This is a genomic window from Burkholderia pulmonis (assembly GCF_984667975.1).
In genome coordinates, this window is record NZ_OZ480188.1 from 949,308 (window position 1) to 967,825 (window position 18,518).

The 18,518-nt window shown below is 67.2% G+C and carries 15 protein-coding genes; 3 read left to right on the forward strand and 12 right to left on the reverse strand.

Translation table 11 applies throughout. The annotated features are described in order from the left end of the window. Positions 1–14 precede the first annotated feature (14 nt). Positions 15–932: a hypothetical protein gene (locus tag AC5LXK_RS35800; protein WP_493394361.1), complete on the reverse strand. Its 918-nt coding sequence runs from the start codon at positions 930–932 to the stop codon at positions 15–17. A 71-nt stretch (positions 933–1,003) separates the two neighbouring features. Further along, positions 1,004–1,327: a TfoX/Sxy family protein gene (locus AC5LXK_RS35805; protein ID WP_493394362.1), complete on the reverse strand. Its 324-nt coding sequence runs from the start codon at positions 1,325–1,327 to the stop codon at positions 1,004–1,006. A 300-nt stretch (positions 1,328–1,627) separates the two neighbouring features. On the opposite strand from AC5LXK_RS35805, the gene AC5LXK_RS35810 reads away from it, so the two are divergent. Next, positions 1,628–3,658, forward strand: coding sequence for an SMI1/KNR4 family protein (locus tag AC5LXK_RS35810; RefSeq protein ID WP_493394363.1), 2,031 nt, complete (start codon positions 1,628–1,630; stop codon positions 3,656–3,658). A 215-nt stretch (positions 3,659–3,873) separates the two neighbouring features. On the opposite strand, the gene AC5LXK_RS35815 is transcribed toward AC5LXK_RS35810, so the two are convergent. From AC5LXK_RS35815 to AC5LXK_RS35825, 3 genes are all read right to left on the reverse strand, one after another. Continuing rightward, positions 3,874–4,284, reverse strand: a complete 411-nt coding sequence (locus tag AC5LXK_RS35815; RefSeq protein ID WP_493394364.1) for a tautomerase family protein — start codon at positions 4,282–4,284, stop codon at positions 3,874–3,876. Positions 4,285–4,298: 14 nt separating this feature from the next. Then, the gene (locus AC5LXK_RS35820) at positions 4,299–4,610 is read right to left on the reverse strand and encodes a carboxymuconolactone decarboxylase family protein (protein ID WP_175844772.1); all 312 of its coding nucleotides are present in this window, start codon (positions 4,608–4,610) and stop codon (positions 4,299–4,301) included. Positions 4,611–4,813: 203 nt separating this feature from the next. After that, a complete protein-coding gene (locus AC5LXK_RS35825) occupies positions 4,814–5,797 on the reverse strand; it encodes a GlxA family transcriptional regulator (RefSeq protein ID WP_493394365.1) in 984 nt (327 codons plus the stop codon). Positions 5,798–5,942: 145 nt separating this feature from the next. Here AC5LXK_RS35825 and AC5LXK_RS35830 point away from each other — a divergent pair, with 145 nt between their 5' ends. Further along, positions 5,943–6,671 (forward strand): NAD(P)H-dependent oxidoreductase, encoded by a 729-nt coding sequence (locus AC5LXK_RS35830; RefSeq protein WP_493394366.1) that lies wholly within the window; start codon positions 5,943–5,945, stop codon positions 6,669–6,671. A 99-nt stretch (positions 6,672–6,770) separates the two neighbouring features. After that, complete coding sequence (locus AC5LXK_RS35835) at positions 6,771–7,481, forward strand: DJ-1/PfpI family protein (RefSeq protein WP_493394367.1); 711 nt, start codon at positions 6,771–6,773, stop codon at positions 7,479–7,481. 30 nt (positions 7,482–7,511) lie between these two features. Here AC5LXK_RS35835 and AC5LXK_RS35840 read toward each other — a convergent pair whose 3' ends face one another. From AC5LXK_RS35840 to AC5LXK_RS35870, 7 genes are all read right to left on the reverse strand, one after another. After that, complete coding sequence (locus AC5LXK_RS35840) at positions 7,512–9,248, reverse strand: site-specific integrase (protein ID WP_493394368.1); 1,737 nt, start codon at positions 9,246–9,248, stop codon at positions 7,512–7,514. Positions 9,249–9,371: 123 nt separating this feature from the next. Then, complete coding sequence (locus AC5LXK_RS35845) at positions 9,372–10,637, reverse strand: MFS transporter (RefSeq protein ID WP_493394369.1); 1,266 nt, start codon at positions 10,635–10,637, stop codon at positions 9,372–9,374. A 13-nt stretch (positions 10,638–10,650) separates the two neighbouring features. Next, a complete protein-coding gene (locus AC5LXK_RS35850) occupies positions 10,651–11,436 on the reverse strand; it encodes a peptidylprolyl isomerase (RefSeq protein ID WP_493394370.1) in 786 nt (261 codons plus the stop codon). Positions 11,437–11,445: 9 nt separating this feature from the next. Further along, entirely contained in the window at positions 11,446–12,129 is a 684-nt protein-coding gene (gene narI, locus AC5LXK_RS35855; RefSeq protein ID WP_059708560.1) for a respiratory nitrate reductase subunit gamma, read from the reverse strand. Between the two features lie 24 nt (positions 12,130–12,153). Beyond that, a complete protein-coding gene (gene narJ, locus AC5LXK_RS35860) occupies positions 12,154–12,852 on the reverse strand; it encodes a nitrate reductase molybdenum cofactor assembly chaperone (protein WP_493394371.1) in 699 nt (232 codons plus the stop codon). Further along, positions 12,849–14,378 (reverse strand): nitrate reductase subunit beta, encoded by a 1,530-nt coding sequence (gene narH, locus AC5LXK_RS35865; protein ID WP_493394372.1) that lies wholly within the window; start codon positions 14,376–14,378, stop codon positions 12,849–12,851. The genes narJ and narH overlap by 4 nt, the downstream gene beginning before the upstream one ends. After that, positions 14,375–18,139 carry a nitrate reductase subunit alpha gene (locus AC5LXK_RS35870; RefSeq protein WP_493394373.1) on the reverse strand — a complete coding sequence of 1,255 codons (3,765 nt, stop codon included), beginning with the start codon at positions 18,137–18,139 and terminating at the stop codon, positions 14,375–14,377. The genes narH and AC5LXK_RS35870 overlap by 4 nt, the downstream gene beginning before the upstream one ends. Between the last annotated feature and the right edge of the window lie 379 nt (positions 18,140–18,518).

Sequence of the window (18,518 nt, forward strand, 5' to 3'; positions counted from 1 at the left end):
CAGCAGACGGCAGCCTACCGCGCCGCCTGCTGCCGCTGCACCTCCTGCGCTTTCATCTGCAGATAGGCACCGCGCTCGACTTCGTGCAGTTGCTGCGGATACTGCTCGGTCGCATCGAACCAGCGCGCGAGGCGCTGGTCGAGCGGTTTGTCGAGCGTCGCGAGATACGTGTCGATCGCAAGGTAGTAGCGCATCGTGTTGCGCTCCAGCAGCCCGCGCACGCCGCCGATGTACTGCGGCTGCGCGGCCGATGCGCCGATGTTCGTGAACCCGACCTTGTCGCTGCCGACCGTCGCGAGGTAGGTCTTCATCGCCATCCGGCCGACCGTACCGAAGCCATACGAATACGTGAAGTGCAGGAACGTGCGCGACCCGCCCACCGGCACGGCCTCCAGCGCAATCCGGTAATCCTTCGTGCCCATCGGGCCGCTGTCGGCGGTCAGGTCGACCTGGAAATAGTCGGGCGTCGCGGCCGCCACGCGATAGCGGAACTGCACGCGATAGGTGTCCGACAGCTTCTGCTGGATCTTGCGGCCGAGGTTCACGTCGAGCACCGGGCCGTTGCTGCCGCTCGACGCATGACAGTACTTCGTGTTCAGGTGCAGGATCAGCACCGCGCACCAGTTCGCCGGGCCCTGCGCGGGATCGTCGAGCTGGCCGCTCACCACCGCGAACGGATAATCGACCACCGCGTAGATGTCGCCCTTCAGCGAAGACGACGCCTCGGCCGATTCGATGTAAAGCGGCCGGTGAAACGCGTTGTCCTTCAGTTGCGCGCCGAGGCTGTGATAACGATCGAGCAGCGCGGCCGCGCCGTTCGCGCCATCGGCGCCGAACGACAGCGCGCTCCAGCCGATACACAGGGCCGCGACGAGCGCGTGCCACGCGCGGCGGGCACGCCACGTGCCGCGCTGATGCTCGGATGTCTCCATTCTTGTGCTCCCTGGCGCGCGATGGCCGCGCGCATGTGTCACAGAATACGCCTGCGTGTCGCGCATCGCCGCTATCGGTTGCGCTTGACCGGCAGCGGCAGTTGCGCGGCGGTGATCCGGATCAGCGCCGACAGCCATTCGCGGTCGTCCCAGCGATCGCCGGTGATGACAAGGTGCGGCTTCGCGGCCGGATACGGCGGAGCCTCGTCGCAAGCGCCGAGATACGCGCGCCCTTCGGGCGTCGGCTTGACGAACAGCCGATCGTCGCAGACAAGCGCCACCATCCTGCCGTCGCAATAGATGCCGTATTCGCCGAACATCTTGCGGGCCGAGACCGTGCCGGCCGCCGCGATCTGCTCGACGATGAAATCGACCGTGCCCTGGCTCGATGCCATCCGCTGCTCCTTGTAAAAAAATTTATGACCGCCGGGTGCGCCGACCGTTCCGCTTCCTCGGCGGATACACTACGTCAACCCCCGCACGTGACGCATTCATCGGCGGAAAACGCATGCCGGCGCGAATGCACGGCCCCTCCCTGCCAACAATTTCCTGACACACCTGACAGTTACATCGCGGCGCGATGAATCGTCCAATAACGCTTCACAAAAATTCGGCTTCGATCACGCGCCAGGAGAGCGGCGCCGGCCGCCAGGCCGGGCATGGGTGTACCCCGAAGCATCACCACGAGGAATTCGATGAGCGTATCCGCCCGCAGTCCCGCATGGCTCAGGCAAGCCTATGAACCATGCCGGCGTCTCGTTCCCGGCGCGATGCTGAGCGAGTCGATCCCGATCGACGAAGCGGCGTTGCGCGTCACGGCGGAGGACATCCTCGCCCCGGACGACGTTCCGTCCGTTCCGCTGGCCGCCTGCGACGGCTACGCGCTGCGTGCGGCCGATACGGCAACCGCCTCTCGCCGCGAACCCGTCGAGCTCGCTTGCGACCTCAGGCTGGGCCCGCTGGCGTCGCGCACGGCAAGCCCGGCCGCCCGCGCGCTCGGCGAACGGCAAGCGGTCAACATTCCGGCATACGTCGCGATGCCGGATCACGCCGACACGGTTGCGCCGAATGCCGAGCATCGGTGGCTCGACTCGAACACGGGCGCACGCCTGCGGTTTCACGCGCCGCTGGCGGAAGGACAGCACGTGATCGCCATCGGCAGTGAATTCCGGAAAGGACAGGTGCTGCTCGCGAAAGGGATGCGGATCACGCCCGCACGGCAGGCCGCGCTGATAGCGGCAGGTGTACGCGACGTTGCCGTCACGAGGCGGCCGCGTGTCGGCGTCGTGATCGCCGGTTACGATGTAGCGCCGCCGGGCCACGCGCGCGAACCGTGGCAGCGATTCGACTCGATGGGCCCCTATCTGCGCGCGGTGCTGCGGCAATGGGGTTACGACGTCCCGACCGTCGACTATCTGCCGTTGCCTTCGGCAGATTCGTCGTCGCCCGAGAGTCAGCACGACGAACGGGCCTTCAAGCAGCAGCTGGTCGCGCTTTCCAGCCGCTACGACCTGATCGTCGGCGCCGGGTTGCCGGCCGGTGCGCCATTCGGGATTCGCGGCCTGAATGCGCAGATGATGTACCCGAACGACCGGGCGACGGTCCAGGTCAAGCAGTCTCCCGGCGAACGCTTCAATGTCGGACGCAGCGAAAACCGCTCGCCCCCGACGAAGTGGACCGTCGAATCCACGAGGCCGGACGGCTTCGTCTACCGGACCGAGTTGCGCACCAGCTACGACCAGGCCGTGCTGGTCAACCTGCCGGGCCACACGAGCGGCGTCGCCGTGCTGCTGCATGCGATCGTCCCGCACGTGCTCGACTTGCTGGAGCACGTGGCGACGCCGGGGCCGCATTGGGAAACCGCGCTGACCACGCATGACATCGAGCCCGATGCCGAATCCAACGGGATGCGATGGGGCAACCTGTCCGGCACCGAACGCGGCGAATCGCGGGTCGGCCTGCTGCCGTTCCAGGGTGACGGCCCCGTTCGCGGCGTGGCCGAAGCCGATGTGCTCGTCGCGATCCCGGCGGGCGTCGATGTGCTGCCGGCCGGTACGTCGGTGCTGTTCCTGCGGCTGGACGGCACGGGGGCACGCACATCACGCATCGACGTGACGGCGAACGATACCGCGCAGGTCCCTCCGCAGTCGCCGCAGCCCGAACCCGCACCCTGCGAATCCGTTGCCGACGCAACCATGGCCGACGTTCGCGAAGCATGGAAACGTATCGAACACGCGATCGCCATCCATCCCGCCAGCTTGCCGGGCGGCCTGAACGGGCCGGCCGGCGATCCTGCGATTGCCGAACTGCAAACCGCTCTGCGTGCGACGCTGCCGGACGACCTGATCGCCAGCCTCCGGTTGCACGACGGACAGGCGGATCCCGACGCCGTGTTCGCCGAGAGCGATGCGTTGCTGAGCGCGCAGCAGATCGTCGCGCAATGGTCGATCTGGCAGAAACTGGTTTCCGCCGGCGACTTCGACGACATGACGTCGGAACCCGACGCCGGCATCCGCGACGACTGGTACAACCTCAAGTGGATTCCGTTCACGCACGACGGCAGCGGCAACCATCTGTGCGTCGACCTCGATCCCGCGGCAGGCGGCGTGGCCGGCCAGGTGATCCGCGTGTGGCACGACGACGAGCTGCGCGAACGCGTCGCGTCCAGCTATGCGGAATGGCTCGCGGGCGTGGCCGCGGAGCGCGGCGGCCGGTCAGGCGCCTGAACGGCCGGAGAAAATGGGCCCGGGCGTCTTACCGAAGCCAGCGCTCGCCGCTCGACCGCTCCGCGCACATGCGTTTGTCGAAGCGCTCGGCCCGGATGATGGACATCCCGCGCTTTCGCCTTCGATGAGCGTCGGCGCCATTCGGCGCATCGGCTCTCGAAGGTGTTTTCTCCCGCGCCGCATGACCGGGTTCGAACGTCATGCCGGCGTGCCTCTCACGGTACGGCCTGACGAGTCGGCGGCGCCGTCAGCGATGCGGCCCGGCCATGCCCGAACGACCAGTCTTCGGCACCGGTCGTGCCGATGACCACCATCACGTCCGCGGGCCGGATACCGGGGCTGTCCGCGAGCCGCTCGACGAGTCTCGCGTAGAACGCCGCTTTAACCGCAGGACTGCGCACTCGCCCCGCCGTGATGTGGAACATGACGAAATCATCGGTACGCGGCCCGCCACCGTAGTCCCGGTCATAGACCAGTTCACCCGGCCGGCACTGCTGAAAGATCTGGAAGCAATCCCCGGCCGGCACCTCGAACGTTTGCTCGAGCGCCTCCTGCAAGCTCCTCGAAATCGCCGCCAACCAGTCGGCGGGCTTACCGTCCAGCAACGCAATGCGTGCGTAAGGCATCGGACACCTCTCCGTTATTCGGGCAGCGCGGCGAGCGCATTGATCGCGGATGCCGCGGCGGGCCATCCGGCGTAGAACGCGAGGTGGGTAATCAGTTCTCCCAGCTCGTCTTTCGTGACGCCGTTGGCGATGGCTCTCTGCAGGTGTCCGGGCAGTTGCTCGGGACGATAGAGGGCCGTGAGCGCGGCAACGGTGGCAATGCTGCGCTCCCGTGGCGAAAGCTCGGGGCGCTGCCAGACATCGCCAAAGAGCACGTCTTCGCTCAGCTGAGCGAGCTTTGGAGCGAATCGAGTGATTTTTTCCAGATCGGAGGCGGGTTTGGCCATCAGTGCACCTGTGGTGGGGATTGATGGTGTTCAGTCTAGCCAGCCACGCGCATGCTGAATATTTGAAATATCTGAATCGACGATCCGGTTTTTTCGAACGATCGACATTCGCCCGATATCGGTGGATCTCGACGTGCGCCGTCGTTTCGCAACCGGTGTCGAACCCGGAGCGTGCAACCGAAAAAGCACGATGAACAGGCTGGTCAGGACGTTCGAAAGCGCCCACGGTACGCGCCCGGGCTCAGCCCGACCCGCTCCTTGAACAACCTGCAGAACGAACTCACGTCGCGATAGCCGACCTTCACTGCGACCTCCTCGATACTCAGGTCGCTCGCCTCGAACAGCCCACGCGCCGCCTCGATTCTCAGGCTCTGCAAATAACGCAGCGGTGTCTGGTCCAGCGCGGCCTGGAAGCGCCGGATGAGGGTCCGCTCGCTCACGTCGAGTTCGCTCGCGAGCGCGGACATCCGGATCTCCTTCGCCATGCTCTTCTGCAACCGGTGCTGCGCGCGATGAACCAGCGAATCGCCATGAACCTTGTCGGCAAGCAACGGGAGATACGGCGTTTGCCGCGTCTGGCTGACGTCGATGAGCATGGTTTTCGCGCAGAGCGACGCAATCGTCGGCCCCGACAGACGCTCGATGATGTGAATGGTCTGCAGCAGATAGGATGCCGATGCACCGGCGCAAATCAGGCGATCGACTTCGGTCAGCACGGGTTCGACCTGAAGCTTCACGCGGGGAAACCTCGCGCGAAACTGGTCGGCGAGCCACCACGTCGTCGTCGCCGATCGTCCGTCCAGGAGGCCGGTCTTCGCCAGGATGAAGGTGCCGGTGCAGTTTGCCGCGACGCAGGCGCCGGCGTTCCATTGCGTGATCAGCCAGTCGCACGCCATCGATTGACTCGCCAGCAGCCTGTCGAACGCCTTGTGCCCCGCATAGTGCGCACTCGGGACGAAGACCAGGTCGAAGCGCTGCCGCGGGCGGATCGGTTGCGTATTGATCTCCAGACCATTGCTGGTCCTGACCGGACCGCCATGTTGCGACACGAAATGCCACTCGTAGCGCGCGCCTGCTTCCCCGTGCTGCCGCCTCAGGTGCGAGTTCGCCACCTGAAGGATGTCGGCGAAGCCCCCCAGGCTGAAGGCATAGCAATTTTCGTAGGCGAGGATGGCTGCGCGGTGCATGTCGGATTTCGCAAAGTATTTGTCACTTCCGCCAATTTACAGCAGCGCGCGGCGCGACGAAACTTTCGATACGAAGTCGCGCTTTACGCCCGACACCGTTGTTCCAGCCGGTATCCATTACCCTCTCGCCACGAGGCCCGCTTCCATGAAAGTCCTGATCGTCCACGCGCATCCCGAACCGCAGTCATTCTGCACGGCACTCAAAACCACGGCAGTCGATGTGCTCAAGGATGCCGGGCACGAAGTAGACGTGTCGGATCTCTACGCGATGGGCTTCAATCCCGTCGCATCGGCGGACGACTTCGGCACGCGCGCCAATCCCGACTACTGCGTCTATGCACTCGAGCAGCGGCATGGCGTGTCCAGCGGCACTATCGCTTCGGACATCAAGGACGAGCTCGAGAAGCTCATGCGATGCGACTTGCTCATCCTGAACTTCCCGCTGTTCTGGTTCTCGACCCCGGCGATACTGAAGGGATGGATCGATCGGGTGCTCGTCTCCGGTCCCGTTTATGGCGGCATGCGCTTCTACAATCGCGGCGGCCTGCGCGGCAAGCGTGCCGTCGTGAGTGTCACGCTGGGCGGACAGGCCCACATGTTCGCCGACGATGGCGTGCACGGGCCACTCGAGGACATGCTGCGACCGTTGCTGCAGGGCACCCTCGGCTATACCGGGCTCGATGTGCTCGCGCCGTTCGTGGCCTGGCACGTGCCGTATGTCACGCACGACGTGCGACTCGACTACCTGGCCGCCTGGCGAAGCCGCCTGTCGTCGCTCGCGACGGAAGCGCCGCTTGCATTCCCGAGTCTCGACGACTTCGACGAACGTCTGCATCCGGTCGACGGCACAACCCCGGCGATCGAAACACGCTAGATAACGCGCGCACATGGCAGAAAGTGCGGGAGAAATGACCTTGCGACGGCGCGTGCGCGGCGCGATGCTACAGGCCGCTCATGCCTTCGAGGGATCGTGATGGCCACCCCGCCGTTCATCGTCGTATTCGCCTTGTTCGATCACGTCACGCAGCTCGATTTCACTGGGCCGGATGAAGTGTTCTGGCGCCTTCCGGGTGCACGGATTCACCGCGCTTCCGTTCGCGGCGGATCGATCCGCGCGGACAGCGGCCTCGCCATTGCGGAGGTCGGGCGGCTGGCCGACATCGCGCACGCGGACCTCGTCTGCGTGCCAGGCGGGCTCGGCGTGATCGATGCGATCGCCGACGATGCGTTCGTTCGCGAGGTGCGCCGGCTCGCACAGGGTGCCCGCTATGTGACGTCCGTGTGCAGCGGGTCGCTGGTGCTCGGCGCGGCCGGGTTGCTGCAAGGCCGACGCGCTGCGTGCCACTGGGCGTGGCGCAACCTGCTGCCGCCGTTCGGTGCGATCGTCGACGAAGGGCGCGTGGTGCGCGACGGCCGGATCGTCACGGGTGGCGGCGTGACTGCCGGCATCGACATGGCGCTCGCGGTGATGGCCGACGTTGCCGGCGCGGAATATGCGCAGGCGGTGCAGCTCGGCATCGAATATGCACCGGAGCCGCCGTTCGACTGCGGGCGCCCCGAACTCGCCGCGCCGGACGTGCTCGCGTCGGTCTCCGCGCTGTTCGAGCGCGTGCGGCCCGATCGTCATGCGGTCGTCGCGCATGCGGCGCGGCAACTCGCGCAACGGGACGACAGCGCACGCTAGGGCAGCCGCTGCCCGCCACACGCAACGCCGCTACTTGTCCGCTGCAAACGCACTCGACATCTGCCGTGCGCGCTTCACGTCGTCGCCGTGCAGGTAAATCGACGTCGTCGAGATCGACGCATGCCGCAGGTTGTCGCGCACGGTCGTCAACTCGGCCCCGCGCGCCAGCGCATGCGTCGCATGCGTATGCCGCATCCAGTGCGGGCTCGCCTGTCGCAGCTTCTGCGCGAGCGCCGGGTTGTCGGCATCGACGGCATCGGCCGTCTGTGCGAAAAACCGCTGCATCACCTTCCACAGCCGCACGCTCGTGATCGCAGCACCATCATCCTCCGCGAGGCTCGCAATCAGCGGCGTATCCGGCCGCCAGCGCGCGGGCGTGACCGGCAACCGCCTGGCGACCAGGTAGCGATCGAGCGCGGTGCGCGCAAGCGGCGGCAGCGCGACACGTGCGGCCTTGCCGCCCTTGCCGATCACCTTCAGCCACGCGTCGCCGTGTGCGTCCGTCTCGATGCCGCCAAGCGTCGCGCCGACCAGCTCGCTCGCGCGCAGCCCGGTCGCATAGCCGAAATCGAGAATGAAGCGCAGCCGTTGCGCGGCGGCCGGCGTCCAGCCCGACTGCGGCGCGCCGGTAGCCGTGCGCTTGTGGAATTCGAGCCCGTCGGCGATCGTGCGGACCAGCAGCCACTCGCCTTCGGTGAACGCATGCGACGTGTCGAGTGCGCTCGCGCCGCGCGTATCGCGCACCTTCACGCCCGCGAACGGATTCGCGAGCAGGTAGCGCTGCTCGATCAGCCAGCGGAACAGCGCACCGAGCACCGACAGCGTGTACGCCGCCGACCGCGCGGACAGCGCGCCCGAGAACGGCCGCCAGTCGGGCGCGCCGCGCGGCCGCACGGGCCCGACCCAGCGTTCGTGCGGCGTCGGGCGCCGGATGAATGCGCGATACGCGACCGCATCCTCGGTCGTCAGCGACGACAGCGCGCGCCCGCGCTCGACGATCGCCCACAGGATCAGCCGCTCGGCCTCCTTGCGGTACGCACGCCGCGTCGCGGCCGATTCATGCAGCGACAGCCACGCGTGCACGGCCGCGTAGTCGTTGTCCGCATCGAGCGTGCTGGTCGCGCGCGGTGCGCGGAACGTGCCGGCCGAGCCGTCGACCTCGTGCGGCAGCTTCAGGTGCTCCCACGGCACGATGCTGCCGCGCGGCGTCGCGGCGATCAGCGCGCGCGCCCGCTCCGTCAGCTCCGGATGCGCGGCAAAGAACGCCTCGATGCGCCGCGCGCCGGCCACGCCGAGGCCCGCGATCGCGCTCCACCATTGACGCCGGCGCGGAATCCGCACCGTCAGATCGGCGAGTGTCGCGATCCCGTGCGCACGCAATGCGACGACCGCACGCGCCGGCAGCCACAGACCGACGTCGTCGCTGATCTGCGGAAGCGGCGCGCGCGCATGACGCAGCAGGCCGATTGCATCGGTTGCCGCTTTCGCGTCCCGTAAACGCTCACCGTCGGCATGATCGAGCCGTTCCGCGAGATCGGGCCGGCCGGCCTGCCGCGCGACGCGCACGAGGCGGCGCCGAAGCGCGCCGATCACGCCGCGCGCCGACCGCCCGTCGCCGAGCCGGTCGGGCAGGTAGCGCTCGACGGCCTGGCGTACGGTCATGCCCGCGTACCACGCACGCAGCGCGGCCAGTTCGTCGGCATCGGGAAAGCCTGCCGGCGCAGGCGCGGAATCAGGGGAAGGCGGTGAGGCGAGGCGCGGTTTCATGGGCGCCAGTGTGACAGAAGCGTGCGCGGCCGGATACGCCGGGCGCGCCCTGCCGACCGGGACGACGTGCCGGCGCGATACCGATTCCTCCCGGCATCGCGCCAGCGCATCGATCGACGCCCGTCAGCCCGTGACCGGCGTGCGCCGCACTTCCGACAGATAGATGAGGATCAGCGACACCCACACGATCCCGTACAGGAACATGAAGCAGGTCGTGCGCACGCGCAGCAGGTCGAGCAGCACGCCGAACAGGATCGGCAGCAGGAAGCCGCCGAGCCCGCCCGCGAGCCCGACGATGCCCGTGACGACGCCCATGTTGTCCGCGAAATCGTCGGCCACGTACTTGAAGGTCGACGCCATCCCGAGCGCGAACACCGCGCCGAGCACGAAGGTGATCGCGACGAAGCCGGCCACCGGCATCGACACGTTCAGCGTCGCGGTGCCGTCGATCGTGTGGATCACGAAGTCGGTCGCCGGATACGACAGCAGGAACAGCGCGATCCACGCGACCCACAGCCCCCACCACGTGACCGCATGCGCGCCGAAGCGGTCGGACAGCGCGCCGCCGAGCGCGCGCAGCACCGAGCCCGGCAGCGAGAAGCCGGCCGCGAACGCGGACGCCATCACGAGCGACATCCCGTACTCGCTTTTCAGGTACTGCGGAATCCACAGCGACAGCGCGGTGAAGCCGCCGAACGTGATCGAGTAGTACTGGCAGAGCCGCCACACGCGCGGGTCGCGCAGCACCTTGAACGCGTCGAGCATCGACCCGCCGCGCTTGCCCGCGCCCGGATCGGGCGCCGACGCGAACCAGAAGATCAGCGCCGTGACGAGCAGCGCGACCGCGTAGATGCGCGGCACGACGCGCCAGCCGTACGCATCGAGCAGCAGCGGCGTGACGAACAGGTTGACGGCCGCGCCGACCGTGCCCGCGCCGAACACGCCCATCGCGAGCCCGCGCCGCTGCGGCGGGAAGAAGCGCGCGACGTACGGCGTGCCGACCGCGAACGACGCGCCGACGCAGCCGAGGAACAGGCCGATCAGCAGGAACTGCCACAGCTGGGTCGCGTAGCTGACGATATAGACGGGCACCGCGCACACGACGAGCAGCACCGTCATCACGATGCGGCCGCCGAAGCGGTCGGTCCACGTGCCGAGCGGCAAGCGCATCAGCGCGCCGGTCAGCACCGGCGTCGACGTGAGCAGCCCGAACTCCGTGCTGTTCAGCCCGAGGTCGGTGCGCAGCTGCACGCCGAGCACGCCGAACATCATCCACACGACGAAACACACCATGAACGCGAGCGTGCTCGCCGCCAGCACCGACCACGCACGCAGCGGGATGGCCGGCACGTCCGCGACCGCCGCGGCATTACCTTGTTGAGTTGCCATACGCAAGACTCCGTTACTGGACCAGCGGCCCGTTCGCGCCGTCGAATGCGACGCCTTCGACACGCGCGTCGCCCGCGAGAATCGCCACGTACTGCCGCATCGCCCGCTGCCGCACCCGTTCCGACAGGTACGCCGCGATCTGGCCGGCGGCTTCGTCGAACGGCACCGCGTCGCCCTCCACGCGGCGCTCGATGCGCACGATGTGGAAGCCGAAGCGCGTGTTGACGAGTTTCGGCAGCACGCCGATCCCGTCGGTATCGAACAGCGCCGCCTCGAATTCCGGCACCGTGTCGCCGCGCAGCAGCTGCCCGAGGCTGCCGCCGACCTCCGCCGACGGGCAGTTCGACGACGCCCGTGCGACCGCTTCGAACGTATCGGGCGCGGCCACGACTTCGGCGAGCGCCCGTTCCGCGCGCTGCCGCAGCGGCGCGAGCGGCACGCGGTCGGTCATCGCGAACAGCACGTGGCTCGCATAGACGATGTCGTTGCGGCGAAAGCGCGCCGGGTGCTGCGCGTAATAGCGCTCGCAATCCGCGCGATCGGGTTCGGGCACGTGCGTGAGCTCGCGTTCGAGCAACGCGTCGACGGCCGCGTCGTCGAGCGGCGCACCTTCGTCGAGCAGCGCGAGCGATACCGCGCGCTGCCGCAGCAGCTCGCGCACCGCGAGCGAACGCCGCGCCGCGTCGAGCGGATCGGAGGCCTCGCCGTGGTGGGCGGCCTCGGCCGCGATCGCATCGTCGCCGATCGCGACACCGTTGATGCGCAGGGCGACCGGCGCATCGGAGAGAACGTCGTTCATGCGGCCTCCTCAGCGCTTGCGCACGAGCTGGTACGGACGGATCAGGTACGCGACCGACGCGATCCCGCTCCAGATATGCACCATCCGCGTGAACGGCGACACGAGGAAGATCGTGAAGCCGAGCAGGATGTGCAGCCGGTACGTCAGCGGCACGCCGACGAGCAGGCTCGCGATGTCCGGCCGGAACGTGACGACGCCCTTCACGTAATCGGTGAGCTGCTCGAACATCGCGCCGTCCATGTGGCGCGTCGACAGCACGACGGTGCCGAGCCCGAGCGCGAGCTGCACCCACAGCATCAGCACGATCAGGATGTCCGACTTGCGGCTGTTGCGGCGGATGCGCGGGTCGCCCAGGCGCCGCCAGATCAGGATCGTGAGCCCGATGATCGCCGCGACGCCGGCCGCGCCACCCGCCACCATCGCGACGAGCTGGTGCCCGGACGCCGACAGGAACGGCGACACGAGCCAGTGCGGCGCGAGGAAGCCGCCGAAATGCCCGAGCACGACGACCAGCACGCCCCAGTGGAACAGGTTGCTGCCGAGCCGCAGCATGCCGTGGCGCAGCAGCTGCGACGAATCGCTTTTCCACGTGTACTGCTCGCGGTCGAAGCGGATCAGGCTGCCGACCAGCAACACGGCCAGGCAGATGTACGGGTAGATCCCGAACAGGAACTGATGCAAGTAAGCGTTCATGTCTTTCCCCAGTTGGGCCCGCGCTTACGCGCCGCGGGCCGGCCGCTTGTCGTGGAACCGCACCGTCTGCTCCGCCGGCGTCGCCGCGCCGACGAAGCGCACGGCCTCGTCCGCATACGACGCGTCGAGCGCGCGGTAGTCGTCGGCGCTCGGCCGCTCGGCGGCCACGTCGTCGGCGGCCGCATCCGGCGCGTCGGCCGGCGAGAGGCCGGCCATCGGCAGCAGCGCACCGACGACGAAGCTGTAATGGCTGCCGCGCTGCGAAAGCTGCCCGGCCAGCGCGCGCAGGATCTCGCCGGTTTCGGCGAGCAGCTTGCGGGCGTCGGGCGCCGGCAGCCGCGACAGGTATTCGAGGAACACCGGCAGGTAGTCGGGCAGTTCGCCCTGGTTCAGGAACAGCCCGTGCCGCTCGTACATCTGCAGCAGGTCGACCATCGCCTGCCCGCGGTCGCGCGATTCGCCGTGCACGTGCTCGAACAGGTACAGCGACGTCGCGCGGCCACGATCGAACAGGCCGACGTAGTTCTCCTGCAGCGTCAGCAGGTCGCGCTCGCGCACATACGCAAAGAACCGATCGAGACCCGCGCGCACCGGCTTCGGCACGCGCGCGCGGTCGCGCAGGTGCGCGTCGATCGAGTCGAGCGAGGCGACGAGCGAGGCGTCGGGATAGTCGAGCAGCGCCGCGAGCGCCGCATAGGTCGGATCGGATGCGGTGCTCGTCATCGGGAAGCCTCGTGGATCGGGATCGTCTTGTTGCCCTTCTTCGGGCTGAACAGGCTCGCTTCGGAGCGGCCGTCCGAGCAGCCGTTGCCGAACGAGAAGCCGCACGACGCGCGCAGGTCGTAGGCGTTCTCCGCGTACTCGCGATGCGTGGTCGGGATCACGAAGCGATCCTCGTAGTTCGCGATCGCGAGATAGCGGTACATCTCCTCGACCTGTGCGAGCGACAGCCCGACCTGGTCGAGCACGCCGCGCGCGTCGATGCCGTCCACGTGGCGCGCCCGCATGAACGCGCGCATCGCGAGCAGCCGTTCGAGCGCGAGCTTCACGGGCGCCTCGTCGCCGGCCGTCAGCAGGTTCGCGAGATAGCGCAGCGGAATGCGCAGCGATTCGACGTCCGGCAGATAGCCGTTCATCCCGAGCGCACCGCTGTTCGCGGCCGAGTTGATCGGCGACAGCGGCGGCACGTACCACACCATCGGCAGCGTCCGGTACTCCGGATGCAGCGGGAACGCGATCTTCCAGTCGATCGCCATCTTGTAGGTCGGCGAACGCCGCGCGGCATCGATCCACGCAGCCGGCACGCCGTCGCGCTCGGCCTGCGCGATCACGGCCGGATCGTCCGGGTCGAGGAACAGCGACAGTTGCGCCTCGTACAGGTCCTGCTCGTTCTCCACGCTGGCCGCCTCGCTGATCCGGTCGGCGTCGTACAGCAGCACGCCGAGATAGCGGATGCGGCCCACGCAGGTTTCCGAGCACACGGTGGGCTGGCCGGCCTCGATGCGCGGATAGCAGAAGATGCACTTCTCGGCCTTGCCGCTCTGCCAGTTGTAGTAGATCTTCTTGTACGGGCAGCCCGACACGCACATGCGCCAGCCGCGGCACTTGTCCTGGTCGATCAGCACGATGCCGTCTTCCTCGCGCTTGTAGATCGAGCCCGACGGGCACGCCGCGACGCACGCCGGGTTCAGGCAGTGCTCGCACAGGCGCGGCAGGTACATCATGAAGGTGTTCTCGAACTGCCCGTAGATGTCCTTCTGCACGTTCTCGAAGTTGTAGTCCTTCGCGCGCTTCTCGAATTCGCCGCCGAGGATTTCCTCCCAGTTCGGCCCCCACTCGATCTTCTCGAGCCGCTGGCCGCTGATCACCGAACGCGGCCGCGCAACCGGCATCGCGCGCGTGTTGCCGGCTTCCTGCAGGTGCGCGTAGTCGAACGTGAACGGCTCGTAGTAATCGTCGATCTCGGGCAGATGCGGGTTCGCGAAGATCTGCGCGAGCAGTCGCCACTTGCCGCCGAGGCGCGGTTCGATCTTGCCGTCCGCGCGCCGCTGCCAGCCGCCGCGCCAGCGGTCCTGGTTCTCCCAGTCCTTCGGATAGCCGATGCCCGGTTTCGTCTCGACGTTGTTGAACCACGCGTATTCCATCCCTTCGCGGCTCGTCCACACGTTCTTGCAGGTCACCGAGCAGGTATGACACCCGATGCACTTGTCGAGGTTCAGCACCATCGCGATCTGTGCGCGTACCTTCATGACGTTTCTCCTTCGCGGGCACCCTGTGTCACCGTTGCGGCGTCTTCACCGTCGAGCCAGTCGATCTTGTTCATCTTGCGCACGATCAGGAATTCGTCGCGATTCGAGCCCACCGTGCCGTAGTAGTTGAAGCCGTACGCGAGCTGCGCGTAGCCGCCGATCATGTGCGTCGGCTTCAGCGCGATGCGCGTGACCGAGTTGTGGATGCCGCCGCGCGTGCCGGTGATCTCGGAGCCCGGCGTGTTCACGATCTTCTCCTGCGCGTGGTACATCATCACCATCCCGGACGGGATCCGCTGGCTGACGACGGCCCGCGCGCACAACGCGCCGTTCGAGTTGTAGCACTCGATCCAGTCGTTATCGACCGCGCCGATCGCCTTCGCGTCGTCCTCCGACATCCACACGATCGGACCGCCGCGCGACAGCGTCAGCATCAGCAGGTTGTCCGTGTACGTGCTGTGGATCCCCCACTTCTGGTGCGGCGTCAGGAAGTTCAGCACGCGCTCGGGGTTGCCGTTCGAACGCGTACCGAGCATGTGCGCGTAACTGCCCGTATCGACCGGCGGCTTGTACGCGCACAGCGATTCGCCGAAGGCGCGCATCCACGCATGATCCTGGTAGAGCTGCTGGCGGCCCGTCATCGTGCGCCACGGCACCAGTTCGTGCACGTTCACATAGCCGGCGTTGTACGACACGTGCTCGGATTCGATCCCGCTCCACGTCGGCGACGAGATGATCTTGCGCGGCTGCGCCTGGATGTCGCGGAAGCGGATCTTCTCGTCGGCACGCGCGGCGGCGAGGTGCGTGTGATCGATGCCCGTGATGCCGGACAGCGCGCGCCACGCCTTCACCGCCACTTCGCCATTGGTCTCGGGCGCAAGCGCGAGGATCACCTCGGCCGCGTCGAGCGCCGTATCGATGCGCGGGCGCCCTTGCGCGGCGCCGTCGGCCACCTTGTAGTTCAGCTCGCCGAGCAGCTTCACTTCGTCCTTCGTATCCCAGCCGATGCCCTTGCCGCCGTTGCCAAGCGTGTCCATCAGCGGCCCGAGCGACGTGAAGCGCGCATACGTACTCGGATAGTCGCGCTCGACGACGGTCACGGTCGGCATCGTGCGGCCCGGCACCGGCTCGCATTCGCCAAGCTTCCAGTCCTGCACGTCGAACGGCTGCGCAAGCTCGCCCGGCGTGTCGTGCGCGATCGGCGCGAGCACGACGTCGCGTTCGATGCCGAGATGCCCGTCGCACAATTCGGAGAAGCGCTTCGCGATCCCCTTGAAGATCTCCCAGTCGCTCTTCGATTCCCATGCGGGATCGACGGCCGCCGACAGCGGGTGGATGAACGGGTGCATGTCGGACGTGTTCATGTCGTCCTTCTCGTACCACGTCGCAGTCGGCAGCACGACGTCCGAATACATGCAGGTCGTCGACATCCGGAAATCGAGCGTCACGAGCAGGTCGAGCTTGCCGCGCGGCGCTTCGTCGTGCCACGTCACTTCCTCGGGCCGCGTGCCGCCGGTCGCGCCGAGATCCTCGCCCTGCACACCGTTGGTCGTGCCGAGCAGGTGCTTCAGAAAATACTCGTGGCCCTTGCCCGACGAGCCGAGCAGGTTCGAGCGCCACACGAACAGGTTGCGCGGGAAGTTGCCGGGCGCATCGGGATCCTCGCTCGCCAGCTTCAGCGTGCCGGCCTTCAGCTGCTGCGCGATGTCGGCGCCCGCGTGCGCGGGATCGGCGAGCGCCGCACCGACCTTCAGCGGGTTCACCGCGAGCTGCGGCGCGGACGGCAGCCAGCCCATCCGTTCGGCACGCACGTTGTAGTCGATCGGCGCGCCGTGGAACTTCGACTTGTCCGCGAGCGGCGACAGCAGCGTGGCCGGGTCCATCGGGTCGTAGCGCCACTGGTCGGTGTGCGCATAGAAGAACGACGTCGCGTTCATCTGGCGCGGCGGGCGGCTCCAGTCGAGCGCGCCCGACAGCGCCGTCCAGCCCGTCTGCGGCCGCAGCTTCTCCTGGCCCACGTAGTGCGACCAGCCGCCGCCCGGCTTGCCGATGCAGCCGCACATGATCAGCATGTTCATGATCGCGCGGTACGACATGTCCATGTGGAACCAGTGATTGATCCCGGCGCCGATGATCACCATCGACTTGCCCTGCGTCTTGTGCGCGTTCTCCGCGAACTGCCGCGCGACCGAGATCACGTCCGCGCGCTTCACGCCGGTGATCGTTTCCTGCCAGGCCGGCGTGTACGGCAGGTCGTCGTCGTAGCTCGCGGCCACGTCGCGGCCGCCGAGCCCCTGGTCGAGCCCGTAGTTCGCGACGAACAGGTCGTAGACGGTCGCGACCAGCATGTCGCCGTTGCGCGTCGCGATGCGCCGCACGCCGATCCGGCGCGACAGCTCGGACGCGTGCTGCGTCGAGTTGAAGTGCGCGTGCGGCTGGTTGCCGAAGTACGGGAACAGCACGTCGACCACGTCGTCGTGCTCGGCCGTGCACGACAGCCGCGGCGACAGCGCCGCGCCCTTCGACGTCTCGCCGCGCAGGTTCCACTTGCCCTTGTCGGCGTCGTCCTGCTGCCCCCAGCGGAACCCGATCGAGCCGACCGGCACGACGAACTCGCCGTTCGCGTCGTCGATCATCACGGTCTTCCAGTCGGGATGCGCGGCTTCGTCGAGCGCGTCGTCGAAGTCCGACGCGCGCACGAGGCGCTCGGGCACGTAGCCGTCGCCGTGCGGCACGAGGCGCACGAGGCACGGCATGTCGGTGTAGCGCTTGCAGTAGTCGACGAAGTAGCCGCTCTGTCCGGCCAGATGGAATTCCTTCAGGATCACGTGGCCCATCGCGAGCGCGAGCGCCGCGTCGGTGCCCTGCTTCGGGTGCAGCCACAGATCGCCGAACTTCGCGCCTTCCGAGTAATCGGGAAACACCGACACGACCTTGGTGCCGCGATAACGCGCCTCGACGAGGAAGTGCGCATCCGGCGTGCGCGTCTGCGGGACATTGGAGCCCCACATCATGATGAACGTCGAGTTGTACCAGTCGGCCGATTCCGGCACGTCGGTCTGCTCGCCCCAGGTCTGCGGCGACGCGGGCGGCAGGTCGCAATACCAGTCGTAGAAGCTCAGGCACACGCCGCCGATCAGCGACAGGTAGCGGGAGCCCGCCGCGTACGACACCATCGACATCGCGGGAATCGGCGAGAAGCCGACCACGCGATCGGGGCCGTGCCGCTCGACCGTGTGCACGTTGGCCGCCGCGACGATCTCGTTGACCTCGTCCCAGCTCGCGCGCACGAAGCCGCCGAGCCCGCGCCGGCTCTGGTACGAACGGCGCGCTTCATCGTCGTCGACGATCGAGCGCCATGCCTCGACGGGGCCGAGCGTGCGGCGACGTTCGCGCCACAGCTTCACGAGCGCGCTGCGCACGAGCGGATGCTTGAGGCGGTTCGCGCTGTACAGGTACCAGGAATAGGACGCGCCGCGCGAACAGCCGCGCGGTTCGTGGTTCGGCATGTCGGGACGCGTGCGCGGATAGTCGGTCTGCTGGGTTTCCCACGTGACGATCCCGCCTTTCACGTAGACCTTCCACGAGCACGAACCCGTGCAGTTCACGCCGTGGGTCGAGCGGACGATCTTGTCGTGCTGCCAGCGCATCCGGTAACCGTCTTCCCATTTGCGGTCTTCGTCGGTGACGGCGCCGTGTCCGTCGGAAAAGCGTGGCCTCGTGGTGGAGAAATAACGCAATCTATCCAGGAAATGGCTCATGGGGATCTCGTTTTTCCGGTCTTTTGGCAGACCCTGATTATTTAAGGAGGTGAAATACCGGTTGTAAAGGACGATCGAATTTCGATCATTCCGTCCTTCTCACCGTGGTCGAACCCATTGTCGGATCGATCGGCATATCACCTCTTGATACAAATCACGGTATCGTTCATCAATCCGCAACAATCAAACCAAATGGGGATCGATCGCCCCGCGCGGCCTGTTATGCTGCGCACTGCATTCCCGCGTCGCCCTCCCGTGTCCGTCATGCATCCCGTGACGACGGGCGGGCGCCGCATCGAATTGCACTGGACGATCCGATCCGCCGCATCGGGATTCGCCAACCGCAGCCGGCCGTTTATCAAAGACTGCGCGGTTCGTT